This window comes from Actinocorallia sp. A-T 12471, assembly GCF_033875155.1.
GTDB lineage: Bacteria > Actinomycetota > Actinomycetes > Streptosporangiales > Streptosporangiaceae > Actinocorallia.
Window position 1 is genome coordinate 187,474 of the sequence record NZ_JAWZTE010000001.1, and the last position, 14,061, is coordinate 201,534.

15 protein-coding genes, 1 tRNA gene and 1 pseudogene are annotated in these 14,061 nt (G+C 70.4%); 10 read left to right on the plus strand and 7 right to left on the minus strand.

Features of this window, described 5'->3' with window-relative positions; all coding sequences use genetic code 11:
• Position 1 precedes the first annotated feature (1 nt).
• From R9X44_RS00925 to R9X44_RS00940, 4 genes are all read right to left on the minus strand, one after another.
• Positions 2-1,270, minus strand: a complete 1,269-nt coding sequence (locus tag R9X44_RS00925) for a hypothetical protein (RefSeq protein ID WP_319811981.1) — start codon at positions 1,268-1,270, stop codon at positions 2-4.
• Between the two features lie 8 nt (positions 1,271-1,278).
• Entirely contained in the window at positions 1,279-1,977 is a 699-nt protein-coding gene (locus R9X44_RS00930) for a hypothetical protein (protein WP_319811982.1), read from the minus strand.
• A gap of 530 nt (positions 1,978-2,507) precedes the next feature.
• Positions 2,508-3,002: a GNAT family N-acetyltransferase gene (locus R9X44_RS00935; protein ID WP_319811983.1), complete on the minus strand. Its 495-nt coding sequence runs from the start codon at positions 3,000-3,002 to the stop codon at positions 2,508-2,510.
• On the minus strand, positions 2,999-4,501 hold the full coding sequence (locus tag R9X44_RS00940; RefSeq protein ID WP_319811984.1) for an FAD-dependent oxidoreductase: 1,503 nt from the start codon (positions 4,499-4,501) through the stop codon (positions 2,999-3,001). Before R9X44_RS00940 ends, R9X44_RS00935 begins: the two co-directional genes overlap by 4 nt.
• A 77-nt stretch (positions 4,502-4,578) precedes the next feature.
• On the opposite strand from R9X44_RS00940, the gene R9X44_RS00945 reads away from it, so the two are divergent.
• The 3 genes from R9X44_RS00945 (at position 4,579) to R9X44_RS00955 (ending at position 6,164) form a co-directional block, all read left to right on the plus strand.
• A complete protein-coding gene (locus R9X44_RS00945) occupies positions 4,579-4,974 on the plus strand; it encodes a metalloregulator ArsR/SmtB family transcription factor (RefSeq protein ID WP_319811985.1) in 396 nt (131 codons plus the stop codon).
• Positions 4,975-5,003: 29 nt separating this feature from the next.
• Positions 5,004-5,267, plus strand: coding sequence for a hypothetical protein (locus tag R9X44_RS00950; protein WP_319811986.1), 264 nt, complete (start codon positions 5,004-5,006; stop codon positions 5,265-5,267).
• Between the two features lie 138 nt (positions 5,268-5,405).
• Entirely contained in the window at positions 5,406-6,164 is a 759-nt protein-coding gene (locus R9X44_RS00955) for an rRNA methyltransferase (RefSeq protein WP_319811987.1), read from the plus strand.
• Here the strand turns inward: R9X44_RS00955 and R9X44_RS00960 are convergent.
• Together R9X44_RS00960 and R9X44_RS00965 are read right to left on the minus strand one after the other, a co-directional pair.
• On the minus strand, positions 6,112-6,411 hold the full coding sequence (locus tag R9X44_RS00960; protein ID WP_319811988.1) for a hypothetical protein: 300 nt from the start codon (positions 6,409-6,411) through the stop codon (positions 6,112-6,114). The two genes, R9X44_RS00955 and R9X44_RS00960, sit on opposite strands and share 53 nt — an antisense overlap.
• Before the next feature lie 237 nt (positions 6,412-6,648).
• Positions 6,649-6,730, minus strand: a tRNA-Tyr gene (locus R9X44_RS00965).
• Positions 6,731-6,860: 130 nt separating this feature from the next.
• On the opposite strand from R9X44_RS00965, the gene R9X44_RS00970 reads away from it, so the two are divergent.
• The 4 genes from R9X44_RS00970 (at position 6,861) to R9X44_RS00985 (ending at position 10,386) form a co-directional block, all read left to right on the plus strand.
• A complete protein-coding gene (locus tag R9X44_RS00970) occupies positions 6,861-7,355 on the plus strand; it encodes a YajQ family cyclic di-GMP-binding protein (protein WP_319811989.1) in 495 nt (164 codons plus the stop codon).
• 257 nt (positions 7,356-7,612) lie between these two features.
• Positions 7,613-8,374: an SDR family oxidoreductase gene (locus tag R9X44_RS00975; protein ID WP_319811990.1), complete on the plus strand. Its 762-nt coding sequence runs from the start codon at positions 7,613-7,615 to the stop codon at positions 8,372-8,374.
• 55 nt (positions 8,375-8,429) lie between these two features.
• Complete coding sequence (locus tag R9X44_RS00980; protein ID WP_319811991.1) at positions 8,430-9,605, plus strand: macrolide family glycosyltransferase; 1,176 nt, start codon at positions 8,430-8,432, stop codon at positions 9,603-9,605.
• Between the two features lie 157 nt (positions 9,606-9,762).
• A complete protein-coding gene (locus R9X44_RS00985) occupies positions 9,763-10,386 on the plus strand; it encodes an SRPBCC family protein (RefSeq protein ID WP_319811992.1) in 624 nt (207 codons plus the stop codon).
• Positions 10,387-10,444: 58 nt separating this feature from the next.
• Here the strand turns inward: R9X44_RS00985 and R9X44_RS00990 are convergent, their stop codons facing one another.
• Positions 10,445-11,119 carry a TetR/AcrR family transcriptional regulator gene (locus tag R9X44_RS00990; RefSeq protein WP_319811993.1) on the minus strand — a complete coding sequence of 225 codons (675 nt, stop codon included), beginning with the start codon at positions 11,117-11,119 and terminating at the stop codon, positions 10,445-10,447.
• A gap of 148 nt (positions 11,120-11,267) precedes the next feature.
• Between R9X44_RS00990 and R9X44_RS00995 the strand changes: the two genes are divergently transcribed.
• The 3 genes and pseudogenes from R9X44_RS00995 to R9X44_RS01005 all read left to right on the plus strand — a co-directional run bounded on the left by R9X44_RS00995 (position 11,268) and on the right by R9X44_RS01005 (position 14,059).
• Positions 11,268-12,323 carry a hypothetical protein gene (locus R9X44_RS00995; protein WP_319811994.1) on the plus strand — a complete coding sequence of 352 codons (1,056 nt, stop codon included), beginning with the start codon at positions 11,268-11,270 and terminating at the stop codon, positions 12,321-12,323.
• A gap of 49 nt (positions 12,324-12,372) precedes the next feature.
• A pseudogene (locus tag R9X44_RS01000) lies at positions 12,373-12,624 on the plus strand (FAD-dependent oxidoreductase); the annotation flags it as partial.
• 235 nt (positions 12,625-12,859) lie between these two features.
• Positions 12,860-14,059: an FAD-dependent oxidoreductase gene (locus R9X44_RS01005; protein ID WP_319811995.1), complete on the plus strand. Its 1,200-nt coding sequence runs from the start codon at positions 12,860-12,862 to the stop codon at positions 14,057-14,059.
• The last annotated feature ends 2 nt before the right edge of the window (positions 14,060-14,061 follow it).

Here is a 14,061-nt window from a genome sequence, read left to right on the forward strand (position 1 = left end):
GTCAGCTGCCTGAGGGGTCGGCCGTGACGATGACCTCGTCGGACGGCAGCAGTTCCGCGCCGTCCAGGGGCGTGACCGCGACCTTGCCCTCGGTCTCCAGGCCAGGCTCGACGGCGATCTCGACCTCGCCGCCGTCTCTGCGGACGCGCACGACGGTGCGGCCGTCCGGCCTCGACCACAGGGCCGATGACGGGACCACCGGGCCCGTTCCGTCGGTGCTCTCCAAGACGATCTCGGCCCGGTACCCGTCGCCGAGCTTGACCGTCTTGGACGGCCGGAGGGAGACGGTGCCCGCCTCCTGTCCACCTGCGGCGTCTTCGGCTCTGGAGGGTTCCGTGACGTTAGCGCGCTGGACCGTCGCCTTGACGTGTGCGCCATTGGGGGTCGTCACGGTGGCCGTCAGTCCCCGGGTGAGGTGCGGCATCAGCGACATGTCGTATACGGGGCACTGCACTACGGCGCGTCCTGAGGTGAGGACCAGGGCCCCGGTGGCCGCCTTGCCGCCGACCCGCGCCTTCCGCTGGCCAAGACGTGTGGCGCGCTCGGGGACGATCATGACCTCGCTTCTGGGCAGCGTCACCGAGGCGGCGGACGGCCGGTCGGAAGCGCCGGGCTCGTCACCCTGCCCGTCACCCTGCCCGTCTTGGACGGGCTCGTCGCCTTGCCCCGCACCTTGCCCGTTCTCCGGAGGGGCTGACGAGACTCCCGGAGCCGGATACCCCCTGAGCCGGTACAGCCTCACGATCGCCTCCCGCGTGCGCGCGTCGAAGGTCCCGCTCGCCTGCGCGGGACCGAGCAGGCCGAGCCGCACCAGCGACGCCTGCACCTGCCGCACGTCGGGACCCTCCGCGCCCGCGGCCAGATCGCGGTACGCAGGAAGCGCGCCGCGCAGCACGATGACCGGCCGTCCCGACACCGCCATGACGACCATGCCCTCACGGACCTGAGCGCCCTTCTTCACCGGGAGCGCCGTGACGATCGGGACGCCGTACCCGTCCGGCGTGGCCACCGGCACGGGGAAGCGGAGCGCGGGGATCGCGGCGCACTCCAGCCGCGCCGTCCGCGCGAGCCGCTCGACCCGCACCGGAACCGTGATCGTCGACGGCGGCGGCGGTTCCGCCTGGGCCGCGAGCTGCCGCGGCGACCTCGCCTGCGACGCCAGCGCCCACGTCACCCCGGTAACGGCGACGACCCCCGCACACCCGACGGCGACGAAGACACGCCGCCGCCCGGACCCCGCCGCCCCGACCCTTTCCGAATTCCGCCTCATTTCACGATTCACGAGGCGAGAAGCGTTCTCGCCCGGACCAACGCCCCCCGATTCAGCTCCCGAGTCGCAGCGATCTCCGTCTCATACCCACCCATCCCCGCCGCCAGATACCGGTCTTCGAGGATGCGCCTTTTGCGAACGTAATCCGTGTCATTCTCGCATTGCGCGTCCGCAATAGCGAGATCCACTTCCCGGGTGAAGGCGGTGGTCTCATCGCCCTTCTCATAGAATGAAGCGGCGAGGTCCATCGCCTTGGCCGGGGATTCCAGATCAGCGAAGGACTTCGCCGCCATGCACTGCGACCATTCGACATTTAGGGCGCGCATCGCCGGGTCCTTTTCTGCCCGGCTGATCAGACCTTCACGGAAATCGCTGCCGAAACGTTGGCCGAGCAGCCAATGCTCGACCGAGCCCCATAGCGCGGTCCGCGCCTCGGCATCGCACCCTGTCGTCGGCGCGCCCACCTCATCTCCATTCGGCATGGTGACCGATACGTTCGGGGCCTCCTTGCCTCCCGGTCCCCCCAAGGTCTCTCCCCATTTCTTCACCGCTTCCGGGGACATCTTCTTGAGAAGCGCGTCCAGGGGTGAGGGGTCAGGCGGCGCGGTACGTTTTCTGATCTCGTAGCCCTTGCGCCGCGCGGCCTCCTCGGTGATTCCGTACCGGATTTCGAACGCGGGAGGATCGGCGCTCAGGGGCAGTTTCACGTAGGGCTGCCCCGCCTGTCTCATACATCGGAGAACGAGTTCCTCCGACGCCTGGCCCAGCAGCCGCTGTTCCCCGGGAATGCCCAGGATCGCGTCCCTGACCCCCGGTGCCGGGGCGTCGGGCAGCCGACCGATCTTCAGCCCCCCGGAGCTCTCCGGTCTTCGCTCCCGCGAGCTTGTCGGCGAAGGCGTCGGCGAGACCAACAGAACCTTGCCATGAGCTCGTATCCCATGTCCACATGGTCTTGTCAGAATTGACACCAAGGCCAGGACGCAAACGCGAGAGTGGTGCCTCTGTCAAGTAGCGTTTGGATCGGGAGAACGTCCAGGCTCTGTAGGGGATTAACGGGATGGCTGGGGGCCGAGGGTCGTGGCCGGGGGATTTACGAGGGGCCAGGGACGGGGTAACGGTTCTCGTTAGCGGCTGGGAGCAGGGTGGGCAGGGAACGCAAAAGGGGAGGAGGTAGAGCGACCTCGCGTCCGACAACGTCTATGCTCGCCGCCGATCGGTCCTTGAACGAGTTGTTTATTCAGGTGATGGTGGGGCTGCGGCGTTCGAGCAGGATCACGTCGCGCCAGCGGCCGTGGTGGCGGGCGATGCGCTGTCGGGTGCCGATGCGGCGGAATCCCGCGCGCTCGTGCAGAGCGAGGCTCGCGGTGTTCTCGGGAAAGACGCCGGACTGGATGGTCCAGATGCCGACGGCTTCGGTGGAGGCGATCACGGCCGCCAGGAGCGCGGTGCCGACGCCCTGGCCTTGGGCGTCGGGGCGAATGTAGACGGAGTGCTCGACGACGCCCGCGTAGGCGGGACGCGCGGACGTCGCGCTGACGGCGATCCAGCCGAGGACGCTTCCGTCGGGACCGGCCGCTACGTGCCGGTGGTCGGGGAGTCTGCCGGTGTCGAAGGCGGCCCAGTCCGGGGCCCGGGTTTCGAAGCTGGCTTGTCCGCTGTCGAGACCCGCCTGGTAGATGGTGAGGACCTCGTCGGCGTCGTCAGCGCGCATGGGACGCAGCAGGTAGCTCATGAGATGTGCTCCGGACGGGTCGGGTGCGGAGCGCCGCCACAGCAGGAGTCGGGTTCGGGGGCGCGTGGGGTGCCGCATCCGGTGTCCGCGCCGGGGAGGAGGTCCTCGGTGATGAGGCTGGTGGCGCAGACTCCAGTCGCGGGCAGGTCGAGATGGACGGCGTCGGCGGCCTCGCGGTCCCCGGCGAGCGCGGCGACGACGGAGCGGACCTGCTCGTAGCCGGTGGCCAGCAGGAACGTCGGGGCACGGCCGTAACTCTTCACGCCGACGATGTAGAAGCCGGTCTCCGGGTGGGCGAGGTGGCGTTCGCCGTGCGGGGGGACGGTGCCGCAGGAGTGGAAATTAGGGTCGATCATCTCCGCGATGCCGACGGGGGCCTCGGTGGCGGGGTCGAGGGCGGTGCGCACCTCGCGGAGCATGGCCAGGTCGGGGCGGAAACCGGTGGCGGCGACGATGAGATCGGCCGTCAGGGTCCGGGGTCCGTCCGGGGTCGAGCCGGTGACGGCCACCGGCGCGCCGCCGCCGATGCCGGTGATGGTGAACGAGCGGACGAGTTCGATCGCGCCGCCGTCGACCGCCGCCTTCAGCCGGGTGCCGAGCGCGCCGCGCGCGGGCAGGTCGTCGGCGTCGCCGCCGCCGTACAGCCGGGCGACGGACGCGCCGCGCACCGCCCAGGTGATCCGGGTGCCGGGCTCCTGAGCGGCGAGTTCCGCCAGCGCGAGCAGCGTGTTGGCGGCCGAGTGGCCCATCCCGACGACGAGGGTGTGCTGCCCGGCGAACCGTGCGCGGTCGCGGCCGAGCACGTCGGGCAGCGGGCCGGTGATACGCGACGCCGTCTCGTCCTCGCCGGGGGCGGGCAGGCCGGAGTGGCCGAGCGGGTTGCGCTGTCCCCAGGTGCCCGAGGCGTCGATGACGGCGCGGGCCGCCAGATCCCGGACGGTCCCGTCAGCGTCGCGGACGCGCACCAGCAGCGGACGCTCGTCGCGGCCGATCGTGCGGGTGGCGTCGACGCCCTGACGGGTGACGGCCAGGACCCGCGCCCCCGTGCGGATCCGTCCAGCGAGGGCGGGGACTGCGGCGAGTGGCGCAAGGTAGTCCCGGACGAGCTCAGCGCCGGTCGGCAGCGCCTCCGGTTCAGGCGCAATCCAGCCTTCGCCCTCGAGCAGACGGCTTGCGGCGGCGTCGACGTCGTACCGCCACGGCGAGAACAGCCGCACATGCCCCCACTCGGCGACGGCCGCGCCGACCGTCCCCCCAGCCTCAAGGACGAGGAAGTCGAGCCCCCGCTCGGCGAGATGCGCGGCGGCGGCGAGCCCGACGGGCCCGGCCCCGATGACGACGACCGGCAGGTCGTCACCCGGCGCGGAATCGGCAACGCATCCGCACCCGGCGTCGGTCTTGGCCTGGATGACGGTGACGGTGGGGTCAAGGGCCTGCTCGGCGTCGGTACAGCACGCACTGACGCCACAGCAGCCGACGGGTACCGCGGGATCGGTCATGACCGTCTCCTGATTCGAAGTTCATCTAAGTAGCTCCGAGTTTGTCTTTCTGGATAGATGGATGTCAAATTAGAAGCATGTCGAAGTTCCTGGAGCTGGAAGACGTCACGGCCGCGTCGTGCTGCGCCCCGCTGAGCGGCCCGATCCTGGACGAGGACGAGGCCGCCGAGCTGGCGCGCGTGTTCAAGGCGCTGTCCGACCCCGTGCGCCTGCGGCTGCTGAACCTGATCGCCGCCAGCGAGGGCGGCGAGGTCTGCGTCTGCGACCTCACCACCCCGTTCGACGTGTCCGCCCCGACGATCTCCCACCACCTCAAGGTCCTGCGCCAGGCCGGCCTGATCACCGGCGACCGCCGCGGCACCTGGGTCTACTACCGCCCCGTCCCCACCGCGATCACCCGCCTCTCCACCCTCTTCACCCTCCCCCACCTGACCCCGCCCCCCGAGCTGGTCGGCCTTGACGAAGAAGCGTAGTCAGCTCCACAGCGAATAATGTCGGGGGAGTGGTCGATCTGGGTGTGCAGGGTGTAGTGGTGATGAAATCTGGCGAAGAATTAATCGGTTGTATTTATGACTCCTTATGGAATCTACTGAAAGTGCTGCTCCAACATGACGGTGCATGTTTGGCGGACTCCTCACCCACGGGCTCGGAATCGCACAATGGCTCGGGTGACAAGCAGGACATGGCCGAGAGTAGCAACGGCGACAATGTGTCGACGCTGAAGAGTGACGAGGTCGGGTTGTGGAAGATGAACGGCGGCTGGTGACGCGTTCGCTTGAAGACACGGCGACGATTCGAGTCTCGGGCGTGAGCAAGGTCTATCGGTCTGAGGTTGAGGCCGTTCGGGCGAACGGCAGGGCATGGACTCCCGATAGGCTTGTCCCACGGCCGCAGACCGGGGGGAATGGCTTACAAGTACGCCACCACCCGCAGGGACTACGCCTACCTGGCCGGCGGGTCGGTGTTCCACTCCGCGCCCGGCTTCCCCGTCCGGCTGGCAAGCGAGACGTTCCAGCGGGCGCTCGCGCTGCGCGGCGCCGGCGAGCCGGTTGTGCTCTGGGATCCGTGCTGCGGCAGCGGTTACCTGCTCTCCGTGCTGGGCGTCCTGCACCGCACCGACCTCGCCGCGCTGGTGGCCTCGGACTTCGACCCCGAGGCGGTGCGCATCGCAAGCCGCAACCTCGCCCTCCTCGGTCAGGAACCCCTGAAGGCGCGGGCCGCCGAGCAGCTGGAGCGCGCCGAGCGGTTCGGCAAGACGTCCTACGCCGAAGCCGCCGAGGCGGCCGAGCGGATCGCACGCGAGCTGAAGGCGCGCGGCGGCGACCTGCCCCATTCCGTGAGCCGGGCCGATGTGTTCGACCCCGACCGGCTCGCGGCCGTCGTCGCCGAGAGGACGCCGGACATCGTGATCACCGATGTCCCCTACGGCGAGCAGACGGACTGGTCGGGGCCGCATGCTGGGGAAGGCGTGGAGGGAATGGCGCGCTCCCTGGCCTCCGTGCTCCCGGACGAGGCCGTGCTGGCCGTCGCCGTTCGGGGGAGGGCGGTCCCCCAGGGCGGCGTCCGCCCCTCGTCGTCGTTCAGGATCGGTTCCAGGGCCGTCGCTCTGCTCAGGGCAGGAGAGGTGCTCCGGCCCGGCCGGACGGGGCCGCGGCGGGTTTGAACCTGCTCCACCAGGCGCGGTTCTCGCGGTACCAGGCCACCGTCTCGCGGAGCCCCTCCTCGAAGGCGATACGCGGGCGGTAACCGAGTTCCGACCGGATCAGGGAGGCGTCCAGGGAGTAGCGGCGGTCATGCCCCTTGCGGTCTGGCACCCGGCGCACCCGGTCCCAGGTCGCGCCGCACACCTCGAGGAGCAGCGACGTGAGCTCCCGGTTCGTGAGCGCGGTGCCGCCGTCGACGTTGTACACGGCGCCGGCCTCCCCATCCCGTGCCCGGCAGGGGCGCAACCGAAGAAGCCCGCGACGACGAACGTGTCACGTCGCTGTACCCGCGAGTGATCACTGGCGGAGCGGAGTGTCTGGATTCTTAACCACCCCATAACCACCAGGAGCCTTGAGAAGCCGGTGATGACCGTGGACCGCCGAGATCTCGAACAGGAAGGGCCCCTGACCAGATTGCCTGGTCAGGGGCCCTTTTCGCTTGCGTGGCGGCTGGTGGGTTCGAACCACCGTAGGCTGTGCCGACAGATTTACAGTCTGCTCCCTTTGGCCACTCGGGCAAACCGCCGTGGGTCGCTTGCGACGTCAGAAATACTAGCGGATGAGGGGAGTGGTCGTGACACGGGTTTTGGGGGTGGGGGAGGGGGCGGGGGCTGAGAGACTTGGGGGATCAGGGTTGTGAAGGTGAGGAGTTCGGTTTGGCTGGGGAGAGTTCGTTCGACATCGTGTCGAAGCTGGACAAGCAGGAGACGGATAACGCGCTGAACCAGGCGGCCAAGGAGGTGGCGAACCGGTTCGACTTCCGGAACGTCGACGCGGGGATCCGCTGGTCGGGCGAGGCGATCGAGATCCAGGCGAACAGCGAGGAGCGGGCACTCGCCGTCCTCGACGTGTTCAAGGAGAAGCTGATCAAGCGCGGTCTGTCGCTGAAGATCCTCGACGCGGGCGAGCCGAAGGCGTCCGGGAAGATCTACAAGATCGGGGTGAACCTCAAGGAGGGGATCTCGCAGGAGAACGCGAAGAAGATCGGCAAGATCATTCGCGAGGAGGGGCCCAAGGGCGTCAAGGCGCAGATCCAGGGCGACGAGCTGCGCGTCAGCTCCAAGAAGCGCGACGAACTCCAGGAGGTCATCGCGCTCCTGAAGGGCAAGGAGGACCTCGACGTGGCCCTCCAGTTCGTGAACTACCGCTAAACGGTACGAAGTTCATGGCCCGGGACGGACGGGCTTCTCCGGGTGAGCCGACACTCCCGCCCGGAGAAGCCCGCCGCCACGGCGATCGTCCGTCCCGCCCCGACACCCCGCCATGGGCCAGGCGTCCCGACGCGGCCGGGATTCTCCCGCGCGTCCGCCGTCAGGACGGTGCACCGATCTGTCGCGTACTTACCGATTCGTGAGGGCCGCGTGAAGCCGGACGGGGGAGGAGAGGGGAGGGCGAGGGGAAGGGCGCGATGAGGTTCGCGGACAGGGTGGTGCTGGTCACCGGGGCCGGTTCGGGGATCGGGCGGGCCACCGCGGTGCGGGTGGCGGGCGAGGGCGCGCGGCTGGTCCTCGTGGACCTCGACGCCGACGGGCTCGACGGCACGGCCGACGCGGTGGTGGCGTCGGCGTCGAACACCGACGTGGTGCGGATCGTCGCGGACGTGGCCAGGGAGCGCGACGTCGAAAGGTACGTCACCGAGACGGTCAAGACCTTCGGCCGTATCGACGCGTTCTTCAACAACGCGGGCACAACGGGCGGGCAGGGTCCCGTGGCGGACTGTTCCGTCGCGGAGTTCGACCGCGTGGTCGCGGTCAACCTGCGCGGGGTCTTCCTGGGGCTCAAGTACGTACTCGCCCAAATGCGGGCACAGCGCCACGGATCCGTGGTGAACACCGCAGGAGCGGACGGAACCGGCGCGGTCGCCGCGTCCAAGCAGGGCGTGGTCGGTCTGACGCGTGAGGCCGGCGTCGCGTACGCCGGGTACGGCATCACGGTCAACGCGATAGCCCCCGGGGCGATTGGGACACCGCTTCTGGAAACAGAGCTGGCCAGGACGAACCCGGACGACCCCGAGCGCGCCGCGGCGGATCTCGTCGGCGCGAATCCGACGGGCAGGCTGGGCACACCGGAGGAGGTCGCCGCTCTCGTCGCGTTCCTCCTGTCGGGCCAGGCGTCGTTCGTCAACGCGGTGACGATCCCGGTCGACGGTGGACAATCAGCGACGTACTAGAGCAAACCGACTAGCGAAAACCGACCAGCGAAGACACCGACGAAGTGGTCTGACGATGCACAACGCCCATATCGCCATGGTCGGGATTCCCGCCATCAGCCACGTGCTGCCGAGCCTCGAGATCATCCGCGAGCTCGTCGCGCGCGGCCACCGGGTCACCTACGCCAACGACCCCGCGCAGCCCGCCGTGGCCGACGCGATCCGGGGGACGGGCGCGGAACTCGTCCCCTACCGCTCGACGCTGCCCGTGGCCGACAACGACTGGCCCGACGACCCGATCGCCGCCTCCGAGCTCTTCCTTGACGACGCCGTCAGCGTCCTAAGCCAGATCGCTCCCTACTACGACGCACAACCCGCCGATCTCTACCTCCAGGACATCGCCGGTTACGCCGCCCGTGTCTTGGCCGAGTCGCAAGGCCGTCCCCTTGTCCAGCTCTCTCCCGCCTACGTGGCGTGGAAGGGCTACGAGGAGGAGGTGGGCGCTTACCTGAAGGGGTTGCCCGGGGCGTCGGAGTACCACGCCAAGTTCGCGGCCTGGCTTGCGTCGACCCCGGCCACCACCAAGGACCCCGACGCCTTCAGCGGCCGTCCTCCGCGCTGTGTGGCGACGGTCCCGCGCGCGATGCAGCCGCACGCCGACCGGGTGGACGAGTCGGTGGTGACGTTCGTCGGACCCTGTTTCGGCACAAGGGCCGAGCAGGGTACGTGGACCCGTCCCGACGGCGTAGACAACGTCCTGCTCATCTCGCTCGGCTCCGCCTACACAAGGCAGCCCGACTTCTACCGACGCTGTGTGAGCGCGTACGGCGACCTGCCTGGATGGCACGTGGTGCTCCAGATAGGCGAGTACGTCGATATCGCGGAGTTGGGGCCGCTGCCTGCGAACGTGGAAGCGCACGCGTGGGTACCGCAGCTCGCGATCCTCACGCAGGCCGACGCGTTCGTGACGCACGCCGGGATGGGCGGCTGCGCCGAGGGCCTGTACACCGCGACGCCGATGATCGCCGTCCCGCAGGCCGTCGACCAGCCCGCGAACGCCGACCGCCTTGTCGAACTCGGCGTCGCGCGGCGGCTCGACTCCGCGACGGCGACGCCCGCCGACCTCCGCGAGGCGCTGCGCGAACTCACCGCGGACCCCGACGTCCGCGCCCGCTGCGCCGACCTCGCCAAACGCGCCCGCGCTGAGGGCGGCGAGAAGCGGGCCGCCGACGTCGTCGAGTCCCTGCTCTGACCTGCGCGAACGCGACGCCCCCACCCGCCGGTCGCGGACGGTTCCGTAATCGCGACATTACGTGACGGTCATCACGTGTCACGTGTGATGTTGTTTGCCCGGTTATGACCCGGAAAGGGGTTGCGGCACACGAAGTCGAGAGCGAGGAAGGGAAAAGATGAGCACGATCGAGCAGTCGATCGACGTCGAGGTCCCCGTCCGCACGGCCTACGACCAGTGGACGCAGTTCGAGGAGTTCCCCCGGTTCATGGAGGGCGTCGACCGGATCGAACAGGTCACCCCCACCTGGACCCGCTGGGAGACGAGCATCGCGGGCGTGCACCGCGAGTTCGACGCCGAGATCACCGAGCAGCGGCCCGACGAGCGGGTCGCGTGGCGGTCGGTCGCCGAGCCGAGGCAGGCGGGCGTCGTGACGTTCCACCGGCTCGACCCGGTGAACACCCGCGTCATGGTGCAGATGGAGTTCGACCCGGAGGGGTTCGCCGAGCAGGCCGCGGACAAGCTGAACATCGTCGAGCGCAGGGTGAAGGGCGACCTGAAGCGCTTCAAGGACTTCATCGAGTCGCGCGACACCCCCACCGGCGCGTGGCGCGGTGAGATCCCGTCGCCGGACGCGCGCGGCGCGGTCCCGACGGCCCCGGCGAGCGACCTTCCGCCCGCCACTGAGTTCCCCGCCACTGAGTTCCCCGCCACCGAGGGCCCGGCGCGGACCGCCGACCCGCTCGCGGGCGAGCCGTACCCCGCCGACCCGTCGGGCTACCCGGGCCGTCCGCCCCTGTAGACCGACGGCCACGGGAACACCACGCCGTTCCCGTGGCCGCCGCCAAACGGGCGGGCCGTCAGCGCGTCGGGGGCGCTGGCGGCCTTTCCGCATGTCCGGGAGGCGGGACGGCAGGGGCGGCGGCGTAGACGGTGAGCCAGATGGCGCGGGCCAGGGTGCGGGCGAGGGGCGGGTCGGCGGCGGGGGGTTGGGTGCGGCAGTGCATGGAGATGGTGCGTTCGACCATCCAGGTGAGCACGGACGCGGTGGTGGAGGGGTCGAGGTCGGGGGGGACGGCGCCGGACGCCTGGTCGGACTCCAGGCGGTGCCGGGTCAGTTCGGTGAAGCGGGTGAGGCGGGCGTGGTAGAAGGCCGCGACGTCGGGGTCGTAGGCGGACACTTCGCTTAGCGCAAGGAGGACCCAGCGGTTGGCGCGGTACTCCTGGAGCATGCGGGTCATCGCCGTCTCGACGCCGGAGGGGCCGTCGGAGTGGTCGCCGCGCCACCAGGCGACGGCGGCGTCGAACATCGCCTGCCCGCCCTGCTCGGCGAGGGCGATGAGCAGGCGGCTCTTGTCGGGGAAGTGCAGGTAGAACGTCGAGCGGGCGACGCCGGCGGCCTCGGCGATGCGCTGCACGGGCAGCTCGGTGTAGGGGGTTCCGTCGGCGACCAGCGCGTGGACCGCGGCGAGGACCCTGCGGGCCACCTCGTCGCGGCGCTCACGGGCCGCGCGAGATCGCGTGGTGGAGGGCACGGACGCAGTGTAACCCCGGCGGGGACGCTTTGTCGGACAGTGTGTCGACGAAGTGTTGACAGTATGGCCGACGCGACGGACACTCCGAGCGGCGCCCGTCCGCACCCCCCGACACCCCCCGACGACGGGCGACCCGAGGAGGTGCCCGATGGGTTCCGCACGCCGTCGCCTCACCGCCGCCGCCGCCGCCGCCGTCCTGCTCGCCGCGCTCGTGCCGGGCCAGGCGAGGCCGGCTCCGCCGCGCGTACCGATCACCGACGTCAAGCGCTCCGACCTCACGCTCGTGCCGGGCAAGCTCGCCGAACCGTCGGACGACGGCCCGCACCCTGGCTCGCTGACCGAGTGGTGGTACGCGCACGTCATCGACCCCGCCACGAGGCGGACGTTCATCGCGATGCTGTTCACCGCGCCGGTGCCGACCGGGCTGATCTTCTGGTACCCGGAGAAGGGCCGGAAGCTGGCCGTCCCGGCGCTCACGGCCACGGTGACGGCCAAGGCGGGCCCGGTGGTGGAGAGCAGCGCGGGCAGCCTCGTCCATGACGCCGACGCCGGCATGTACCGGCTGCGCTGGCACGGCGGCTTCGCCGAGGCCGACATCTGGTTCACCGAGGCGGTCCCCGGCGTCACCGGAGGGCCGATCGAGTACGACGGCGGCCAGACGATGTACTGGAGCGCGCCCGTCGCGACGAGCAAGGCGAAGGGTTGGCTTAAGCCGCCCGGTACGCGCGAGCGGATAAGCGTCGACGGGTGGCGCGGCTACCACGACCACAACTGGGGCCGCTTCAACGTCGTCGACCAGCGCTACGCGGGCTGGGAGTGGGGCGTGTCCCATGAGCCCGACGGCTCCGCGACGCTGCTCGGCGGCGTGGTGAAGGGCGACGGGACGTGGCAGGGGGTCGTCGGAAGGGCGACCCCGGAGAAGACCTACGGGTGCATGGCCACCTTGAAGCTGTCGGACTGGAAGACACACGGGCTGTTCACCTACCCGGGCACCACGAACGCTTCCTGTCCGTCGTCCCTCCTGGCCACCCCCGAGGGTCTTACCGGGGAGTTGCCTGGCGTGGACGTGGACTTCCACGTGGTCGACCCGTTCATTCTCGACGTAGGGCTCCTCGCGCTACCGGAGTCCCTGGGACGCACAGGGCCCGGCTCGCTGGGGCTCATCGAGCACATCCGCACTCTCGCCGGTCGGGTGAACCCGTGAGCGGGCGGTATCCGGTCGGGCGTAGGCAAGTCCTCGCCTCGGGGCCCTGATGTTCGCTCCGGTTCCGCTGGTTTCCGCGCCCGGTAAGCGGGTCGCCGTACTGGGCGGAGGGATGTCCGGGCTGGCGGCCGCGCACGAACTCGTCGAAAGGGGCTTCGCCGTCACGGTGTACGAGCGCAAGGCGCTCGGCGGCAAGGCGCGCAGCATCCCGGTGCCGGGGACGGGCTCGGGCGGCCGCGGCCCGCTGCCCGCCGAGCACGGGTTCCGGTTCTTCCCCGGCTTCTACCGGCACGTCACCGACACGATGCGGCGCGTCCCGACCGGAGGCGGCGGGAACGTCGCGGACAACCTCGTGGGCATCTCCGCAGGACGCCTGTCGCGCGCCGGAGGCCGCGCCGACCTCGGCGTCCCCGACCTCGGCGCGCCCCGGCGGCGGGCTCGACCCCGCGTGGCTGCGCGAGACGCTGACCGGGCTCGCGCAGCAGCTCGGCGCGCTGCCCCCGGCCGAGGTCGCGTTCTTCGTCAACCGTTACCTGGTGTTCCTGACCAGCAGCGACGCGCGCAGGTTCGGGCAGTGGGAGGACGTGCCGTGGTGGGAGTTCGTCCGCGCCGAGGGCAAGTCCCCCGATTACCGGGCGATCGTCGCGAAGTTCCTGACGCGCGGGCTCGTCGCGGTGAAGGAGGAGGTCGCCAGCACCCGCACGGTCGGGAACATGGGCCAGGCGTTCCTGCTGTCGGCGGTCGGCCTCGGCCGCGACGGCGACGCCGCCATCGCCAGGATGCTCAACGCCCCCACGAACGAGGCGTGGATCGACCCGTGGACGGCGTTCCTCAGGGCACGCGGCGTCCGGTTCGTCCTGGGGCGTACCGTCGAGGGCTTCGAGCTGTCAGGCGGCCGCGTCAGCGCAGCCCGCTCCGTCGACGCCAAGGGCGGCGGGCACCGGATCGAGGCCGACTGGTTCGTGTGCGCGGTGCCGCCCGACCGCGCCGTCCGGTTGTGGACGCCCGAGCTGCTGCGCCGCGCCCCCGCGCTGGAGGGCGTCGGCAGGCTGCGGACCGACTGGATGAACGGGGTCCAGTTCTACCTGCGGGAAAGCCCGCGCGGCCTCGGCGAACTCCTCAGCTTCATGGACTCGCCCTGGCAGCTCACGGCCGTGCTCCAGAGCGCCATCTGGGACAGGGACTTCAAGGCCGACTACGGGGACGGCTCGGTAGCCGACTGCCTGTCTTTGGACGTGTCCGACTGGGACACCCCCGGCGTCCTGTACGGCAAGCCCGCCAAGCGCTGCTCTCCGGGCGAGGTCGTCGCCGAGTGCTGGGCGCAGATGAAGGCGCACCTCGAGGACACCGGGGCGTCCGTGCTGCCGGACGCGATCCTGCACTCGTGGTTCGTCGACCCCGCGATCGTGTGGAACGCGGCCACGGGCGGCAATACCAACGACGAGCCTTTGACCGTCAACACGATCGGCAGCTGGCGGGACCGTCCCGAGGCGCGTACGGGCGTCCCGAACCTGTTCCTCGCGGGCGACTACCTGCGCACGCACACCGACCTCGCGACGATGGAGTCGGCGAACGAGTCGGCCCGTGCGGCCGTCGCGGCGCTCCTCGACGCGGCGTCGTCCCCGTCCGCGCCGCCGCCCGTCTGGCCGCTCTACCAACCGCCGCAGCTCGACGCGCTCAAACGCCTCGACGCCGCCCGCTTCGCGCGCGGCCTCCCGCACGTCCTCGACCTGTGACG